General features: G+C 72.2%; 16 protein-coding genes and 1 tRNA gene. 13 read left to right on the forward strand and 4 right to left on the reverse strand.

All coding sequences use genetic code 11. The features are described 5' to 3' along the window. Positions 1-162: 162 nt before the first annotated feature. The 5 genes from AB0N07_RS15660 to AB0N07_RS15680 all read left to right on the forward strand — a co-directional run bounded on the left by AB0N07_RS15660 (position 163) and on the right by AB0N07_RS15680 (position 7,008). Positions 163-1,056 (forward strand): xanthine dehydrogenase family protein subunit M, encoded by an 894-nt coding sequence (locus tag AB0N07_RS15660; protein ID WP_030943523.1) that lies wholly within the window; start codon positions 163-165, stop codon positions 1,054-1,056. Then, positions 1,053-2,786: a 2Fe-2S iron-sulfur cluster-binding protein gene (locus tag AB0N07_RS15665; RefSeq protein ID WP_365835130.1), complete on the forward strand. Its 1,734-nt coding sequence runs from the start codon at positions 1,053-1,055 to the stop codon at positions 2,784-2,786. The genes AB0N07_RS15660 and AB0N07_RS15665 overlap by 4 nt, the downstream gene beginning before the upstream one ends. Beyond that, complete coding sequence (locus tag AB0N07_RS15670; protein ID WP_365835132.1) at positions 2,783-5,092, forward strand: molybdopterin cofactor-binding domain-containing protein; 2,310 nt, start codon at positions 2,783-2,785, stop codon at positions 5,090-5,092. The genes AB0N07_RS15665 and AB0N07_RS15670 overlap by 4 nt, the downstream gene beginning before the upstream one ends. Before the next feature lie 40 nt (positions 5,093-5,132). Then, on the forward strand, positions 5,133-5,660 hold the full coding sequence (locus AB0N07_RS15675; protein WP_365835134.1) for an AAA family ATPase: 528 nt from the start codon (positions 5,133-5,135) through the stop codon (positions 5,658-5,660). 172 nt (positions 5,661-5,832) lie between these two features. Further along, positions 5,833-7,008: an SUKH-4 family immunity protein gene (locus AB0N07_RS15680; protein WP_365835136.1), complete on the forward strand. Its 1,176-nt coding sequence runs from the start codon at positions 5,833-5,835 to the stop codon at positions 7,006-7,008. Between the two features lie 95 nt (positions 7,009-7,103). Here AB0N07_RS15680 and AB0N07_RS15685 read toward each other — a convergent pair. Continuing rightward, a tRNA-Cys gene (locus AB0N07_RS15685) sits at positions 7,104-7,175 on the reverse strand. Positions 7,176-7,389: 214 nt separating this feature from the next. Here AB0N07_RS15685 and AB0N07_RS15690 point away from each other — a divergent pair. From AB0N07_RS15690 to dapE, 5 genes are all read left to right on the forward strand, one after another. Then, positions 7,390-7,587, forward strand: a complete 198-nt coding sequence (locus AB0N07_RS15690; protein WP_124441851.1) for a hypothetical protein — start codon at positions 7,390-7,392, stop codon at positions 7,585-7,587. Then, a complete protein-coding gene (locus AB0N07_RS15695; RefSeq protein ID WP_365835139.1) occupies positions 7,587-7,955 on the forward strand; it encodes a Fic family protein in 369 nt (122 codons plus the stop codon). The genes AB0N07_RS15690 and AB0N07_RS15695 overlap by 1 nt, the downstream gene beginning before the upstream one ends. Before the next feature lie 122 nt (positions 7,956-8,077). Further along, positions 8,078-9,883 (forward strand): DEAD/DEAH box helicase, encoded by a 1,806-nt coding sequence (locus tag AB0N07_RS15700; RefSeq protein WP_365835141.1) that lies wholly within the window; start codon positions 8,078-8,080, stop codon positions 9,881-9,883. Between the two features lie 300 nt (positions 9,884-10,183). Further along, positions 10,184-10,825 (forward strand): helix-turn-helix domain-containing protein, encoded by a 642-nt coding sequence (locus tag AB0N07_RS15705; RefSeq protein WP_365835143.1) that lies wholly within the window; start codon positions 10,184-10,186, stop codon positions 10,823-10,825. Between the two features lie 121 nt (positions 10,826-10,946). Next, positions 10,947-12,050: a succinyl-diaminopimelate desuccinylase gene (dapE, locus tag AB0N07_RS15710; protein ID WP_365835145.1), complete on the forward strand. Its 1,104-nt coding sequence runs from the start codon at positions 10,947-10,949 to the stop codon at positions 12,048-12,050. Here dapE and AB0N07_RS15715 read toward each other — a convergent pair. Continuing rightward, positions 12,022-13,572 (reverse strand): helix-turn-helix domain-containing protein, encoded by a 1,551-nt coding sequence (locus AB0N07_RS15715; protein ID WP_365835147.1) that lies wholly within the window; start codon positions 13,570-13,572, stop codon positions 12,022-12,024. The two genes, dapE and AB0N07_RS15715, sit on opposite strands and share 29 nt — an antisense overlap. A gap of 123 nt (positions 13,573-13,695) precedes the next feature. Between AB0N07_RS15715 and AB0N07_RS15720 the strand changes: the two genes are divergently transcribed. Genes AB0N07_RS15720 through AB0N07_RS15730 form a run of 3 tightly spaced genes read left to right on the forward strand, consistent with a single transcriptional unit; the run spans position 13,696 to position 16,406 of the window. After that, positions 13,696-14,466 (forward strand): chorismate synthase, encoded by a 771-nt coding sequence (locus AB0N07_RS15720; protein WP_365835149.1) that lies wholly within the window; start codon positions 13,696-13,698, stop codon positions 14,464-14,466. Then, positions 14,463-15,593, forward strand: coding sequence for an o-succinylbenzoate synthase (menC, locus tag AB0N07_RS15725; protein WP_365835151.1), 1,131 nt, complete (start codon positions 14,463-14,465; stop codon positions 15,591-15,593). Before AB0N07_RS15720 ends, menC begins: the two co-directional genes overlap by 4 nt. 21 nt (positions 15,594-15,614) lie before the next feature. Continuing rightward, positions 15,615-16,406, forward strand: a complete 792-nt coding sequence (locus AB0N07_RS15730) for a S16 family serine protease (RefSeq protein WP_365835153.1) — start codon at positions 15,615-15,617, stop codon at positions 16,404-16,406. 16 nt (positions 16,407-16,422) lie between these two features. On the opposite strand, the gene AB0N07_RS15735 is transcribed toward AB0N07_RS15730, so the two are convergent. Then, a complete protein-coding gene (locus tag AB0N07_RS15735; RefSeq protein WP_365835155.1) occupies positions 16,423-16,860 on the reverse strand; it encodes a type II toxin-antitoxin system VapC family toxin in 438 nt (145 codons plus the stop codon). Beyond that, positions 16,857-17,096 carry a DUF2191 domain-containing protein gene (locus AB0N07_RS15740; RefSeq protein ID WP_365835157.1) on the reverse strand — a complete coding sequence of 80 codons (240 nt, stop codon included), beginning with the start codon at positions 17,094-17,096 and terminating at the stop codon, positions 16,857-16,859. Before AB0N07_RS15740 ends, AB0N07_RS15735 begins: the two co-directional genes overlap by 4 nt. Positions 17,097-17,140: the final 44 nt, after the last annotated feature.

The raw sequence follows: 17,140 nt of genomic DNA on the forward strand, positions 1-17,140 counted from the left end.
AAACGGAACATCTCCCTGGTGAAGTGGGCGAATGCCTCCTAGCGGTCCCCCGTCTTCGGGGCTTGCGAAGATGTGCCAGAGTTGCCACGTCCGCCCTGTCAGCACGTACCGTACGGCAGCACAGGTGGGACCAGGTGGGGCAGCGGGAAGGGGCAGCCGGTTTTGACCACGCACGCACCGCAGGCGGCGCAGGCCGTCACGCTGCCCACGACGCTGGACGAGGCCGTGGCGGCGCTCACCGCCGTGCCCGCCGCCGTCCCGGTGGCCGGCGGCACCGACCTCATGGCAGCCGTCAACTCCGGGCAGCTCAGGCCCGCCGCACTGGTCGGTCTCGGCAGGATCAGCGAGATCCGCGGCTGGCAGTACCAGGACGGACACGCTCTGCTCGGCGCCGGGCTCACGCACGCGCGCATGGGGCGCCCGGACTTCGCGGCCCTGATCCCGGCGCTCGCCGCCGCCGCGCGCGCGGCGGGCCCGCCGCAGATCCGCAACGCGGGCACCCTGGGCGGCAACATCGCCTCGGCGTCCCCCACCGGGGACGCGCTGCCGGTGCTGGCCGCCCTGGAGGCGACACTGATCATCGCGGGCCCGGGCGGAGCCCGCCGGGAGATCCCGGTGTCGCACCTGCTGGCCGCGGTCGACATGCTGCGCGCCGGTGAACTCATCGGGTACGTGCGCGTGCCGCTGCTGCACGCGCCGCAGGTCTTCCTGAAGGCGACCGGCCGGACCGGCCCCGGACGCGCGGTCGCGTCCGTCGCGCTCGTCCTCGACCCCGCCCGGCGCGGAGTCAGGTGTGCCGTCGGTGCCATAGCGCCGATGCCGCTCAGGCCCCTGGACGCCGAGCAGTGGGTCGCCCGGCTCATCGACTGGGACAACGGCCGGACGATCGTCCCGGAGGCGCTGACCGCCTTCGGGGAGTACGTCGCGGCGGCCTGCATCCCCGACCCCGTTCCCGAACCGGACGGCACCGTCCAACAGCTTCCGCCCGCCGTACTGCACCTGCGGCGCACCGTCGCCGCGCTGGCCCGACGAGCACTGGGGAGGGCGCTGTCGTGACCGACGACCAGCACGGAGAGGGCACACCCCACGGCGGCGGCCGCTGGGACCCGCTGCCCCAGGGCGACTACGACGACGGCGCCACCGCCTTCGTGAAACTCCCCGAAGGGGGGATCGACGCCCTCCTGGCCTCCGCCGACAGTCCCCTTGCGGCGCCCGGCCACGGCTATGTGCCGCCGCCGATAACGGCCGAGCCCGGCGCGGGCGCGGGGACCGACCCGGCGGCGACCGGCAACTGGGCCGTGCCCGCCGACGGCGCCCGGTGGCCCGACCCCAACGCCGTGCCGCAGGACACCACGGGCGACCGGTTCTCGTACAACCCCGCGGCCACCCAGCAGTGGAACTTCGAGGAGACGGCGCCCCGGGAGTCCGCCCCCGCGCCGGGCCACGATGTGACCGGGCAGTGGTCGATCCCCGTGGCCGGTGGCGACCTCCCGGACGAATCGGGCGAGTTCACCACGTCGTCCCTGGTCCAGCAGTGGGGCGGCACGCCGCCGGCCACGCTCCCGGGCGGCGCCCCCGCCCCCTGGGCGACGGAGGCCGCGGGACAGCCCTGGGGGCAGCCGCAGACCGAGGAGCCGACGGCGCCCGAGGACGGCTCCGGGCACGCGTACGAGCAGCCCCCGGCCCACACCGGCGACCGGTCTGCCGAGCACGCAGGCGCCGCGCAGGCGCCCGTGGAGCCGGACCCGGCCGCGCACGAGTCCGAGAACGCGCGGGCGCACACCCCTGAGCAGTCCGGCCCTCATGCCGACGAATACGGAGCTCCGCCCGCCGACGCCTACATGGAGGCACCCGCCGACGTAGCCGCCTCACAGCCCGCGCACGGGCCCGGTGAGGACGCTCGGGCGGCAGAGAGTGCCCAGGAGGCCGCAGAGGCGCCTGAGGGGGCCGTGGAGCCCCTCGCGGAGCCCGCGGCGGATGCCGGGCCGGACGCCGTCGGACCGGCCGCGCGGACGTCGGCCGAACCCGACGCCTCCAACATGCCCGACTCTCCGGACAGTTCGGACACTTCGGTCGGCCCGGACGCCGCCGACGGCTCCGACACCGAAACCGCCGACGAGGCCCCGCCGCCCCCCGGCGACGAGCACCCCCTCGCCTCCTACGTCCTGCGCGTCAACGGCGTCGAGCGCCCCGTCTCCGACGCCTGGATCGGCGAGTCGCTGCTCTACGTGCTGCGCGAGCGGCTCGGCCTCGCGGGCGCCAAGGACGGCTGCTCCCAGGGTGAGTGCGGGGCCTGCAACGTCCAGGTCGACGGACGCCTCGTGGCCTCCTGCCTGGTGCCCGCCGTGACCGCCGCCGGCAGCGAGGTACGCACCGTCGAGGGCCTCGCCGTCGACGGGCAGCCCTCGGACGTGCAGCGGGCGCTCGCCCGGTGCGGCGCCGTGCAGTGCGGTTTCTGCGTGCCCGGCATGGCGATGACCGTGCACGACCTGCTGGAGGGCAACCCGGCGCCGACCGAGCTGGAGACCCGCCAGGCCCTGTGCGGCAACCTGTGCCGCTGCTCCGGCTACCGGGGCGTCGTGGAGGCCGTCCAGGAGGTCGTCGCCGAACGCGAGGCGCACTCCGCGGGTGACGCTTCCGAACAGGACGGCGACGAGGCACGTATCCCTCACCAGGCGGGTCCCGGAGCCGGCGGTGTCAACGCGTCGGCGTTCGAGTCACCCGGGTTCCCCGCACCGTCGGGACCGCATGACCAGGCGTACGGACAGGACGGAGGCCAGGCGTGAGCAACGAAGCCGCCACCGCGACCACCGCCGCGGAGGCCGCACCCGCTCCCGAGCAGCTGCCGCACGGCCTCGGCGCCTCCCTGCCGGCCGCCGACACCCGCGCCAAGACCGAGGGCACGTTCCCGTACGCGGCGGACCTGTGGGCCGAGGGCCTGCTGTGGGCCGCCGTACTGCGCTCGCCGCACCCGCACGCGCGCATTGTGTCCATCGACACGTCCCACGCGCGCGAGATGCCGGGCGTACGGGCCGTCGTCACGCACGAGGACGTGCCGGGCACCGCCCGCCACGGCCGCCGCAACGCCGACCGGCCCGTGTTCGCCTCCGAGGTCGTGCGCCACCACGGCGAGCCCATCGCCGCCGTCGCCGCCGACCACCCGGACACCGCGCGGATGGCCGCCGCGGCCGTCATCGTCGAGTACGAAGTACTCGACCCGGTGACCGACCCCGAGCAGGCCTTCGAGGCCGAGCCGCTGCACCCCGACGGCAACCTGATCCGGCACATCCCGCTGCGGCACGGCGACCCGGACGCGGCCGGCGAGATCGTCGTCGAGGGCCAGTACCGCATCGGCCGCCAGGACCCGGCCCCCATCGGTGCCGAGGCCGGCCTCGCCGTGCCCCGCCCCGACGGCGGCGTCGAGCTCTACCTCGCCTCCACCGACCCGCACGCGGACCGCGACACCGCTGCCGCCTGCTACGGCCTCGAACCCGAACGCGTCAAGATCGTCGTCACCGGAGTCCCCGGTGCGACGGCCGACCGCGAGGACCAGGGCTTCCAACTCCCGTTGGGTCTCCTCGCGTTGAAAACCGGCTGCCCGGTGAAGCTCACCGCGACGCGCGAAGAGTCCTTCCTCGGCCACACGCACCGGCACCCGACCCTCCTGCGCTACCGGCACCACGCCGACGCCGAGGGCAGGCTGGTGAAGGTCGAGGCGCAGATCCTCCTCGACGCGGGCGCGTACGCCGACACGTCCTCCGAGGCCCTCGCGGCCGCCGTCGGCTTCGCCTGCGGCCCCTATGTCGTCCCGAACGCCTTCATCGAGGGCTGGGCCGTACGCACCAACAACCCGCCCTCCGGCCATGTGCGGGGCGAGGGCGCGATGCAGGTGTGCGCCGCGTACGAGGCCCAGATGGACAAGCTGGCGAAGAAGCTGGGCATGGATCCGGCGGAACTGCGCCTGCGCAACGTGATGGCCACCGGGGACGTACTCCCGACGGGCCAGACGGTGACCTGCCCGGCCCCGGTGGCGGAGTTGCTGCAGGCCGTCCGCGACTTCCCGCTCCCCGCGCTGCCCAAGGACACCCCCGAGGAAGAGTGGCTGCTGCCCGGTGGCCCCGAGGGCGCGGGTGAACCGGGCGCGGTGCGGCGGGGCGTGGGCTACGGCCTGGGCATGGTCCACATGCTCGGCGCGGAGGGTGCCGACGAGGTGTCCACCGCGACGGTCAAGGTCCAGGACGGCGTGGCGACCGTGCTCTGCGCGGCCGTGGAGACCGGTCAGGGATTCACCACGCTGGCCCGCCAGATCGTCCAGGAGACCCTCGGCATCGACGAGGTGCACGTGGCGCCGGTCGACACCGACCAGCCGCCCGCCGGCGCGGGCTGCCGCGGCCGCCACACGTGGGTGTCCGGCGGTGCGGTGGAGCGCGCGGCCAAGATGGTCCGCACGCAGCTTCTGCAGCCCCTGGCGCACAAGTTCGGCATGTCGACCGAGCTCCTCCAGATCACCGACGGCAAGATCACCTCGTACGACGGCGTCCTGTCGACCACCGTCACCGAGGCGATGGACGGCAAGGAACTGTGGGCCACGGCCCAGTGCAGACCCCACCCGACGGAGCCGCTGAACGAGGCCGGTCAGGGTGATGCCTTCGTCGGCATGGCGTTCTGCGCGATCCGCGCGGTCGTCGACGTCGACATCGAACTCGGCTCGGTACGGGTCGTCGAGCTGGCGCTCGCCCAGGACGTCGGCCGGGTCCTCAACCCGGCCCAGCTGGCCGCCCGTATCGAGGCGGGCGTGACGCAGGGAGTGGGCATCGCGTTGACGGAAAACCTGCGTACCGCGCGCGGGTTGATCCGCCACCCCGACCTGACGGGCTACGCCCTGCCGACCGCCCTGGACGCCCCGGACATCCGGATCGTCAAGCTCGTCGAGGAACGCGACGTGGTCGCCCCCTTCGGCGCGAAGGCCGTCAGCGCGGTCCCGGTGGTCACCTCCCCGGCCGCCATCGCCTCCGCCGTACGGGCCGCCACGGGCCGCCCGGTGAACCGGCTGCCGATAAGACCGCAGGCCGCCGTGGTGACCGACCGGTGACCGCACGATCGGTGATCGTGCCGGGTGGCGTGTACGTCGCGTGAGGGGCGTTGTCGTCATCACGGGTGTGATGGCGTCCGGCAAGTCGACGGTGGCGCAGACGCTGGCAGAGAGGCTGCCGCGGGCGGCACACGTGCGTGGTGATGTCTTCCGCCGCATGATCGTGTCCGGGCGCGAGGATTACGTCCCCGGGGCCGACGGCGAGGGAGAGGCGCAGCTCCGGCTGCGGTACCGGCTGTCGGCGGCGACCGCGGACACGTACGCGGAGGCCGGGTTCACGGCGGTGGTCCAGGACGTGGTGCTGGGGCAGGACCTGACGTCGTACGTCGGCCTCGTACGCACGCGGCCCCTGTACGTCGTCGTACTGGCTCCGAGACCCGAGGCCGTGGCCGCGCGGGAGGCGGGGCGGGCGAAGACGGGCTACGGCGCGTGGACGGTCGAGGACCTGGACGGGGCGCTGCGTGCGCACACGCCCCGGCTCGGGCTGTGGCTGGACAGTTCGGAGCTGACGGTGGGGGAGACGGTGGAGGCGATCCTCGCGGGGCGGGAACGGGCGAGGGTGCGCTGAGCGTCCTGTGGTCCGGGGCGTTGTCAGTGGCGGGGCGTACTGTTCTGAGCAGTGGGGAACGGCCGCCGGAGTCGTACGGCGCGACGGTGCATGCCCGGCCGCGCCCTGCGCGGGGACTGTGAGCAGACACATGCGCCGAGGCACATGTGACGAAGCACATGCGGGGGAATCAATGAGCACGACCAGTGCCGCCACGGCGGTGATCACGCTGACCGAGGACCAACTCGATCCTTACGTCACGCACGGGGCGACGCGCCGCTGGCTGACGGGGCCCGGACTGCCGGGCGACAGCGGTCTGTTCACCTTCGAGGAACTGGTCCGGGAAGGCCTGCGGACGGTCGGGGACTCCACCGGCGACCCCGACGGCCGGCTGGCGGCGGAGCTGCGGGACCAGCTGGTCATAGGGGCGCTGCTCGACCCTCGGGGCCTGGAGACGGAGTCGGTGCTGCTGGACGGTGCGACGGGGGAGATCGCGACGACGTACTTCCTGCACGACCGTCCCGACCTGATGGACAGCCGCCCGCTGGCACCGTCGCTCGGCACGCTGGTGCGGTTCGCGACTGCGGCGGACGAACTGGCCGGGCTGCGCGGCCGGTTCGCGTCCTACGCGGGCCGTTTCGGCCCGAAGGCGGCGGCGGAGGCGTCACGCCATCTGCTGGCGGTGTTCGAGGAGGGCACGGACGGCGAACTGCCGCCGTTCTGGAAGATGGCGGCACTGATCCGCCCCCTGTCCCTGGTGGCGGGTCCGGGAACGGCCTCCGGCCTCGCGCTCGACCTCCCCACCCGCCTCCTGGACGGGGAGTTCGGCCACGGCAAGGTGTGGCGCTTCGAGGACGTCGACTTCCCCTCGACCCTCACCCACGAGCCGACCCGCCGCTTCCTGCGCGATACGGGCCTGCCGGAGGAGGGTGTGCTCTTCCACCTCGACACGGACGTCCCCCTGCCGACCCTGGCCGAGCACTACGCCTACCAGGGCCCGGACGGCTTCGATCCGGCCCGACTCCCGTACAGGGCCCCCCACTTGATACGGCTGGGCAGCCTCGTCGAGGACAACAGCCTGGTGGTCGACGGTGAAACGGGCGCGGTCCTCAACTGGAGCGAGCCCGAGGCCACCCTGTACCCGCTGAACACGGACGTCTCCACCCTGGCCTTCACCCTCTGGCTCCTGCACCGCGAGAGGGCCATCGACGAGGACCTGGCAGGAGAGCTGACGACCGACACCTACGACCAACTGGCCACGACGATGATCCACACCCTGTCGACCATCGACCCGACCACCCTCACGACGGAGCCCGGCCGGCACTACTGGACGGAGGCCTTCCAGGACGAGGCGGGCGGGATCCTGTGACCGTTAAGGGGGCCTGTGGCACGCGGCCGGAACACACTGAGGGCGGGCACCCTCAGCGGATGCCGCCCTTCCGTTCTGCCTGGTCAGGCAGCCTGAGGCCGTGGCGGGAATTGAACCCACGTACCTCGCTTTGCAGGCGAGTCCCTAAGCCACTCGGGCACACGGCCGGGTCGGGGTGGAGCGCTGGGCTCCGCTCCGAACTCGGTGAAACGACCGTACGGCGGGGCCGGGAGTGGGCTCAAGGGAAACACGGGGGCTGCAACGGGACTGCCATACGCCGTTCATGAATGGGCGGCGGCGGGCTTGGATGAGTGCGCGGCTGAGGACGACCATGGACGGATCCGGGTGACACCGGGTGGTACCACGTAGTACCGTCGAAGCATGGCTGGATTGAACCTGCGGTTCACGGACGAAGAGCTCGACGCCCTGCGTGAGCGTGCGGCGGCCGAGGGGCGCAGTATGCAGGCCTTTGCGCACGACGCGGTGATCGCGGCCATAAACGAGCACTCTCGGCTGTTCAACGAGGCTGCCGAGCACGTCCTGAAGGCGAGCGCCGAGCTGAACCGGAGGCTCGCCTGATGCACTACCTCACCCTGCCCGAGCTGCTGAACCTCGCACAGCGGCTCGGGGCGGACGAGGTGCGCGACTACGGGCTGCTGGACTCGGCCCTGGCGCGTCCGCAGTCGAGTGTCTTCGGGCAGGACGCCTATCCCGACGTGTGGCAGAAGGCCGCCGCGCTGATGGAGTCACTCGCCCGCAACCATGCCCTCGTGGACGGCAACAAGCGCATCGCCTGGTACGCGACCTGGGTATTCCTCCATATGAACGGGCACCCGTTGGACGCCGACTTCGATGTGGATGAAGCGGAGCTGTTCGTGCTGGATGTCTGTCAAGGCGCCCTGGACGTACCCAAGATCGCGGCCCAGCTGCCTCGCTTCGCACGCTGACTGTGACCTCGGTCCCACCCGTCGGCGACGTGGCCCCGTCCGCGCGTTGACCCAACCGGCGCGCCGGTAGGGTGGCCCGGTTGTCATACCCAGCCGAGCAGTCCGACCACCCCACGGAGACCGTGACTACCACCGCCGCAGCCAGCTCTGCCTCGCACTCCCACCATCTCTCTCCCGCCTTCCCCGGCCGCGCCCCCTGGGGCACCGCCAGCAAGCTGCGTGCCTGGCAGCAGGGGGCGATGGAGAAGTATGTCCAGGAGCAGCCCCGCGACTTCCTCGCCGTGGCCACCCCCGGCGCCGGCAAGACGACCTTCGCGCTGACGCTCGCCTCCTGGCTGCTGCACCACCACGTCGTGCAGCAGGTGACCGTGGTCGCGCCGACCGAGCATCTGAAGAAGCAGTGGGCGGAAGCGGCGGCCCGTATAGGCATCAAGCTCGATCCCGAGTACAGCGCGGGCCCGCTCGGCAAGGACTACCAGGGCGTGGCCGTCACGTACGCCGGTGTCGGCGTGCGGCCCATGCTGCACCGCAACCGCGTCGAGCAGCGCAAGACCCTCGTCATCCTCGACGAGATCCACCACGCCGGTGACTCCAAGTCCTGGGGCGAGGCCTGTCTGGAGGCCTTCGAGCCGGCCACGCGGCGGCTCGCGCTCACCGGTACGCCGTTCCGCTCCGACACCAACCCCATCCCCTTCGTGACGTACGAGGAGGGCAACGACGGGATCCGGCGGTCCGCCGCCGACTACACCTACGGCTACGGGAACGCGCTCGCCGACCACGTCGTGCGGCCCGTCATCTTCCTCTCCTACAGCGGCAACATGCGCTGGCGTACGAAGGCCGGTGACGAGATCGCCGCCCGGCTCGGCGAGCCCATGACCAAGGACGCGATCAGCCAGGCCTGGCGCACCGCCCTCGATCCGCGCGGCGAGTGGATGCCCAGCGTCCTGCGCGCCGCCGACCAGCGGCTGACCGAGGTCAGGAAGGCCATCCCGGACGCGGGCGCCCTCGTCATCGCCTCCGACCAGGACTCCGCGCGGGCCTACGCCAAGCTGATCCGCGAGATCACCGGCAACAAGGCGACCCTCGTCCTCTCCGACGACGCCGGCGCCTCGAAGCGGATCGACGAGTTCAGCGAGAGCAACGACCGCTGGATGGTCGCCGTCAGGATGGTGTCGGAAGGCGTCGACGTGCCACGCCTCGCGGTCGGCGTGTACGCCACCACCATCTCCACCCCTCTCTTCTTCGCCCAGGCCGTCGGCCGTTTCGTGCGTTCGCGGCGGCGCGGCGAGACCGCGTCCGTCTTCCTCCCCACCGTCCCGGACCTCCTCACCTTCGCCAACGAGATGGAGGTCGAACGCGACCACGCCCTCGACAAGCCGAAGAAGGAGGGCGAGGAGGACCCGTACGCCGAATCCGAGAAGGAGATGGAGGAGGCGAACAAGGAGCAGGACGAGGACACCGGTGAGCAGGAGGAGTTCTCCTTCGAGGCGCTGGAGTCCGACGCCGTCTTCGACCGGGTGCTCTACGACGGCGCCGAGTTCGGCATGCAGGCCCATCCGGGAAGCGAGGAGGAGCAGGACTACCTCGGCATCCCGGGGCTCCTCGAACCCGACCAGGTGCAGCTCCTCCTCCAGAAGCGGCAGGCGCGGCAGATCGCGCACAGCCGAAAGAAGCCGGACACCGAGGCGGACCTGCTGGAGCTGCCCGCCGAACGGCGGCCCGTCGTCTCGCACAAGGAGATGATGGAGCTGCGCAAGCAGCTCAACACCATGGTCAGCGCGTACGTCCACCAGAGCGGCAAGCCCCACGGCGTCATCCACACCGAACTGCGCCGCACCTGCGGCGGCCCGCCGAGCGCCGAGGCCACGGCAGGGCAGCTGCGGCAGCGGATCGCCAAGGTGCAGGAGTGGGCCACGCGCATGCGGTGAACGGCCGTTGCGTGCCGGACCTTTCACGCCGTACGTATCGGGACATACGGAGTTACTCCCTCCCCGTGTGTGCCCGGATTCTGGACGGAGACTTCCGCTCAGCGAACTCCCTTCGCTACTGTCCGGCTACGCACACGCCCCGTGGCAGCGCCGCCGCGGAGCGCAGCCGTGAAGCGACGCGGCCCGGCATCGGCCGGGCCGCCGGCCGATCGGCGGCCTCTGTTGCGCGTCACCGACGGGACTCGGTGACGCACCGCCGCTCGGAGGTCGCCGACCTCACCACTTGGAGGAGTGGGCGTCGTGACCGCGGAGACCTCTCAGACGCTCGACCGGGGACTGCGTGTCCTCAAGCTGCTGGCCGATACGGACCACGGGCTGACCGTCACCGAGCTATCCAACAAACTGGGCGTGAACCGCACCGTGGTGTACCGGTTGCTCGCCACACTGGAACAGCATGCGCTCGTACGGCGTGACCTGGGCGGCCGCGCCCGGGTCGGGCTCGGGGTGCTCAGGCTCGGCCGGCAGGTGCATCCGCTGGTGCGGGAGGCCGCGTTGCCGGCGCTCCGGTCGCTGGCCGAGGACATAGGTGCGACGGCCCATCTGACGCTGGTGGACGGGGCGGACGCGCTGGCCGTGGCCGTGGTCGAACCGACGTGGACGGACTATCACGTGGCGTACCGGGCCGGGTTCAGGCACCCCTTGGACCGGGGCGCCGCGGGCAGGGCGATCCTTGCCGCGCGGGCCAAGCCGGCAGGGGAGTGCGGGTACACGCTGACTCATGGGGAGTTGGAGGCGGGGGCCAGTGGGGCCGCGGCGCCGCTCCTCGGGGTCACCGGGGTCGAGGGCAGCGTCGGTGTGGTGATGCTGGCCGACGCGGTGCCGGAGCGGGTCGGGCCGCGGGTGGTCGACGCGGCTCGGGAGGTGGCCGAAGCCCTTCGCTGAGCGCAAGCGGTTGGCCGATGTGCCAAAGCGTTCCCGTTGTCTCTGGCCGATCCTTTCACCGCTGTCCGCCCGTCCGTCCGCATCATCGGGTCGAGCAGCGGAACAGCGGAGAGGGCGGTCAGTGGACGCAGTCGGAATTCGGACCGAGGCCGGGCGGCAGACAGTCCCGCTCGACCTCACCTCCGATGTCGTCGCCCTCACCCGGGCCCTGGTCGACATCCCCTCCGAGAGCGGGCAGGAGGGCCGGATCGCGGACGCCGTCGAGGCCGCCCTGCGGCCCCTTCTCCGTCTCACCGTCGAGCGGATCGGCAACTCTGTCGTCGCGCGCACCGACCTCGGCCGGCCCCGACGGGCGCTCCTCGCCGGGCACTTGGACACCGTCCCGGCCGCCGGGAACCTGCCCTCCCGGCTCCATGGCGACCGCGTCCACGGCCTCGGCGCCTGCGACATGAAGGGCGGCGTCGCCGTCGCCCTCCGCCTCGCGGCCACCGTTCCGGCGCCCGCCCGCGACCTCACCTATGTCTTCTACGAGTGCGAGGAGGTCGAGGGTGACCGCAACGGGCTGCACCGGATCGCCGCGGAACGCCCCGACCTGCTGGAGGACGCCGACCTGGCCGTCCTCATGGAACCCTCCGACGCGGGCGTCGAGGCCGGCTGCCAGGGCGTCCTCACCGCCGAGATCGTGGTGCGCGGCGCGCGCGCCCACACCGCCCGCTCCTGGATGGGCGTCAACGCCGCGCACCTCGCCGCGCCCGTCCTCCAGCGGCTCCACGACCACACGCCGGAGCGGATCGTGATCGACGGGCTGGAGTACCGGGAGGGCCTGAGCGCGGTCGCGGTACGCGCCGGGGTCGCCGGGAACGTCGTACCGGACGAATGCGTGATCACCGTCAACTCCCGCTTCGCGCCCAGCCGTTCGCCGCAGGAGGCGGAGGAGTACGTGCGCAGGCTCTTCCCCGAGTACGAGGTCCGCGTCACCGAAGTGGTGCCGGGCGCGCTCCCGGGGCTGGACCGCCTCGCAGGCCTCGTGTCCGCGCTCGGCGCCTCGCCCCGCCCCAAGCTCGGCTGGACGGACGTGGCCCGCTTCGCCGTGCTCGGCACGCCCGCCGTCAACTACGGCCCCGGAGACCCGGCGCTGGCGCACACGGCGGAGGAGTACGTGCCCGTCGAGCACCTGCGCACCTGCGAGGAACGCCTCAGGAAGTGGCTCCTTCAGGCCCTTTGAGCCCTGCCAGCGTCCTCAGCTGAAGCCACAGCACCAGCCGTTCGTCGGGGTCGTCGAGGTCGATCCCGACGTGCCGCTGTGCCTGCTTCAGCCGGTAGCGGCAGGTGTTCGGGTGCACGGCGAGCAGCTTCGCCGCGCCCGCCATGTCGCAGCCCGCGTCGAACCAGCCGACCAGGGTGCGCGCGTAGTCGGTGCCGTGCCGCTCGTCGTACGCGAGCACCCGCCGCCATGCCCCCGCGCTCAACTCCCGCCGCTCGCCCAGCACTTCCGCGAGCCGCAGCAGCGTCACCCGCGGGCGCACCTCGTCCACTGTCGCCACCGGCAGCTCCGGTCCGAGCACCCGCAGCACCAGGTCGGCGTCCTCCCGCGAACCCACGACCTCCGCCGGCCCCGCCACCACCTCGCCCAGCGCCGCCCGCACGGGCACCCGCAGTGCCTGCCCGGCCCGCGCCACGATGTCCTCGGCCAGCCGCTTGTGGCGCGCGCCCGGCCCGGGAAGGACGGCGTACACCACCCCGTCGACCAGCACGCACGCGTGCCGCCCGTAACGCGCCTCGCACTGCAGTCGTACGACGTCCAGCAGGCGCAGTGCGGTCTGCTCGGCGTCCGGGAGGCTCGCGGCGTCCAGTACGAAGGCGGCCACCCGGACCGTGCCCTCGAGGCCCAGGCGTTCGAAGGCGGTCGACGGGTCCGCCGTGCCGTCGAGCACCCGGCGCAGCAGGTCGCTGTTCTGGTGGCGGGCCAGCTCCTGGGCCGCCCGGGCCCGCAGCAGGAGCAGGGCCGCCGTGGACGCGCCCTGCGTCAGGGTCTCCTCCGCGTCGGGTGCGAGCGTGCCGTCGTCGACCACCCAGACCGAGCCGAGCGTCTCGCCGCCCGCGCGGACGGCGACCGCGAGGCGCGGCAGGTCGCCGTCCCGGAGCGCGGGCATCCGTACCGGCCCGGGGGCGGCGAACAGCGCCCGGTACTGCTCGGTGTTGGGTGTGCTGGCCGGCACCCGGAGGCCGAGGATGCTCTGCCGCCGGTCCTCGTCGACCGGCTGGCCCGGAACCGTGGAGTAGGCGAGGATCCGCTGGCGCGGGTCCTCCACGGCCGTCGCACCGCCGGTCGCCGCGGCGACCGCGTCCGCGAGCGCGAACAGGTCCCCGAGGCCGCTCACCGACGGTGCAGGCCGAGCCGCGATCGCCGAGGACAGCAGCAGGTGGACGTGGTGCCAGGCCGCGTCCTCGTCGACCGACAGCAGCGCGAGGCCGTGCGCCTCCGCCTCGCCGACCGGCCCGTCCGGACCGCGTACGACAAGGCCGGTCATCCCGGCCTCCGCGGCCGCCCGGACAAGAGGACCGGCGGCCGACGCCCGCACACCGACGGCCAGCAGCAGCGCTCCCGGCGCATACGGGACCTGCGCCTCGGCGTCGTACAGCAGCGCCTCGGTGACCGGGGCGGCGAGCCCGTCGGGGGCCGTGTGAAGGCGCAGCGCGGGGCCGCCGATGACGTCCAGGAGGTCGCCGAGGGTGCAGGCGTCCATGGGGCTCCTCAAAGTGCGGGGCTGCGCTCGAACGGTCGCGATTGGCCGATTCCGAAACGAACGTACGCATCTGTTGTCCAGACGCACAACCCGGAGCGGTTCCCTCCCCTCGAAACTCGACCCATGACCCTCGACCGCCCGCCCGGAGTGAGCATCCGTACCGTCCACGACGTCACCGGCCTCGCCGCCGTCGCCGACTACTTCAGCGAGGTCTGGCAGACCCCGCGCAGCGCCCCGCCGTACCCGGCCGAAGTGCTGCACAGCCTCGTCCACGCGGGCGGCGCCGTGCACGCCGCGTACGACGGGACACGGCTCGCGGGAGCGTCGGTCGCGGTGTTCGGGCCGCACGGGGACGCGTACTCCCTGGTCGCCGCCGCAGACCGGGGGCTCGGGTACGCCGTGAAACAGGCCCAGCGAGCCTGGGCCCTCGGCCTCGGCGCCCGCACCATGCGCTGGACCTTCGACCCGCTGGTCGGCCGCAACGCCCGATTCAACCTGGCCAAGCTGGGCGCCACCGGCACCGAGTACCTCGTCGACTTCTACGGCCCCATGGCGGACGGCGTGAACGGCGGCGACGAGAGCGACCGGCTGACGGTGACATGGCAGCTGGCGGCGCCGGCCCCCTCGAACAAGACCGACGACCGGGACACCGCCCCCGGCACCCACACCGCCCCCGACGGCGCGACGCTCGCCCGCCGGGACCCGGCCGGCCGGCACATCTGGTGCCGGGTACCGGACGACATCGTCCGGCTCCGTGCCGCCGAGCCGGAGCTTGCCCTGCGCTGGCGGTATGCCGTCCGTGAGGTGTTCACGGAGGCCTTTGCACAGGGGTTCACGGCGACGGGGATGTCCCGTGACGGCTGGTACACACTTTCGAGAGAGGCGGCGGCATGAAGCTGGAACGCGTGGAGGTCGTCCATGTGGAGATCCCGCTCGTCACCCCGTTCCGTACGTCCTTCGGCACGATGACGGCGAAGGACACCTTCCTGCTCCATGTCGTGACGGACGCGGCCGAGGGCTGGTCGGAGTTCGCCGCCGACCCCGAGCCGCGGTACTGCTCGGAGTTCGTGGCCGGCGCGGAGCTCGTGCTGCGGGACTTCCTGCTGCCGCGCATTGCCGCCCTGCCGCAGCTCACCGTGGCCGCGATCGCCCCCGCCATGGCGAAGACCAAGGGCCATGAGCTGGCGAAGGCGGCCCTGGAGACGGCGGTCCTGGACGCGGAGCTGCGGTCGTACGGCATGCCGCTCGCCACCTACCTGGGCGCGGTGCGCGAGCGGGTCCCCGCGGGGGTGTCCGTCGGCATCAAGGATTCCGTCCCCGATCTGCTGGACGACGTCGAGCGCTACCTCGCCGAGGGCTACGTCCGCATCAAGCTGAAGATCGAGCCCGGCTGGGACGTGGAGCCGGTCCGGGCGGTCCGCGAGCGCTTCGGGGACGCGCTGCCCCTCCAGGTCGACGCCAACACGGCGTACACCCTCGCCGACGCCGAGCATCTGCGGCGCCTGGACGCCTTCGGGCTGCTGCTGATCGAGGAGCCGCTGGACGAGAACAACCTGTACGCCCATGCGCAGCTCCAGAAGCGTCTGCAGACGCCCGTCTGTCTCGACGAGTCCCTCCACAACGCCCGTGACACCGCCTCCGCGATCGCGATGGAGGCGTGCCGGGTCGTCAATGTGAAGCCCGCGCGCGTGGGCGGCTATCTGGAGGCCCGCCGCATCCACGACGTGGCGCACGCCCACGGGGTGCCCGTGTGGTGCGGCGGCATGCTGGAGACGGGAATCGGCCGCGCCCCCAACCTCGCCCTGGCAGCCCTCCCGGGCTTCACGCTCCCCGGAGACACCTCCGCCTCCAGCCGCTACTTCGCCGAGGACATCACCGAGCCGTTCGTCCTCAAGGACGGCCACCTGCCCGTTCCCACCGCGCCCGGGATCGGTGTCGAACCGCTGCCGGACGCACTCCGGCGGTTCACGAGAGTGAAGCGAGACCTGTACGTGAGTCGACCGACACCTGGCCGGAAGTGACCGTCACGTTAGATTGATCCCGTGCTCTCTCGCCTCACACGCCCCCAGGCCCTCGCCGTCTGCGCCCTGCCCGTCGTGGCGCTGATCGCCACCGCGGTCTTCGCGCCGCTGCCGTTCTCGCTGGCGCAGCCCGGGCTGACGGCGAATGTGCTCGGGGACAACAAGGGCACCCCGGTGATCACGATCTCGGGGGCGAAGACCCGGCAGACGAGCGGGCAGCTGCGGATGACGACGATCGAGGCGACCAACCCGGACACGCGTGTGTCGCTGGGCGATGTGATCAGTGCCTGGTTCGCCACGGACCGGGCCGTCATGCCGCACGACTCGGTGTATCCGAGCGGGCAGTCCACCAAGGAGATCGAGCAGCACAACAGCGCGCAGATGAAGCAGTCCCAGGACGCGGCGACCCGGGCCGCCCTGGACTATCTGCACCTCAGCAGCCAGAAGGTCAAGGTCACGCTGAAGCTCGCCGACGTCGGCGGCCCCAGCGCCGGGCTCCTGTTCACCCTCGGCATCATCGACAAGCTCGACGGGAACGGCAGCGGCGGCGACCTCACGGCCGGCCGCACCATCGCCGGTACGGGGACCATCGACGGCGACGGGACGGTCGGTGCCGTGGGAGGCGTGGCCCTGAAGACGCAGGCCGCGCGCCGGGACGGCGCGACCGTCTTCCTCGTCCCGAAGGCCGAGTGCTCGGACGCCAAGTCCGAACTGCCGAAGGGCCTGCGGCTGATCCCGGTGACCACGCTGAAGGGCGCGGTGAACTCCCTGGTGGCGCTGGAGTCGGGGAAGGGTTCCGTACCGAGCTGCTGACCCGGCTTCCGGTGGGTCAGTCGGTGTCCTCCAGGGGGTGCTGCCAGCGGAGGCCGGGGAAGCGGGTGAAGTCGCGGTCGGCGGAGTAGAGAGTGGCGCCGTGCTCTATGGCAAGGGCGGCGAGGTAGGCGTCCTGGACGAGGTTGGCGCGCGCGCCTACTTTGCGGCACAACCGGTCGAAGATGTCCCAGTGGCGTGGCCCTTCGACCAGCGGGACGGTCGCTGGAGCATCGCGAAGGGCCTGCACGAAGTCCAGTGCGGACTCCACCGGTGCCGGATCGCGATAGATCCGGGGATGCGTCACGATGCGCACGAAGCCGCTGAGGACGACCGAACTGAGCCCGATCGGTTCATCGCCCTGGAGCCGTTCGGTGAGCCATGGGTTGTACGCCGCGTGCTGTTCGACGTCCTTGCGGAAGGCGTACACCAGGACGTTCACGTCGCAGAAGATCATTCGAGGCCGTCCATGAGGTCGAGCAGCGCGGCGTTGTTGTCGAGGTCGACGCCCGGGCGCACGCCGCCTGCCCCGTAGGTGGGCAGGTTGACGATGTTCTGCGCCGCCGCCACATCCCGTGCGAAAGACGCCCGCAGTGCATCCTCTATCACCGCACTGACCGTGACGCGTCTGCGCGCCGCCCGCAGCTTGGCTTGCTGGATCAGGTCCTCGGGGAGGTCGACAGTAGTCCTCATGCATATTAATGTAGATGCTCCGCATCATGATGCACCAGGGTGAA

Origin of the sequence: Streptomyces sp. NPDC051172, from assembly GCF_040682555.1 — a bacterium.
In the GTDB taxonomy this organism is placed as follows: Bacteria; Actinomycetota; Actinomycetes; order Streptomycetales; family Streptomycetaceae; genus Streptomyces.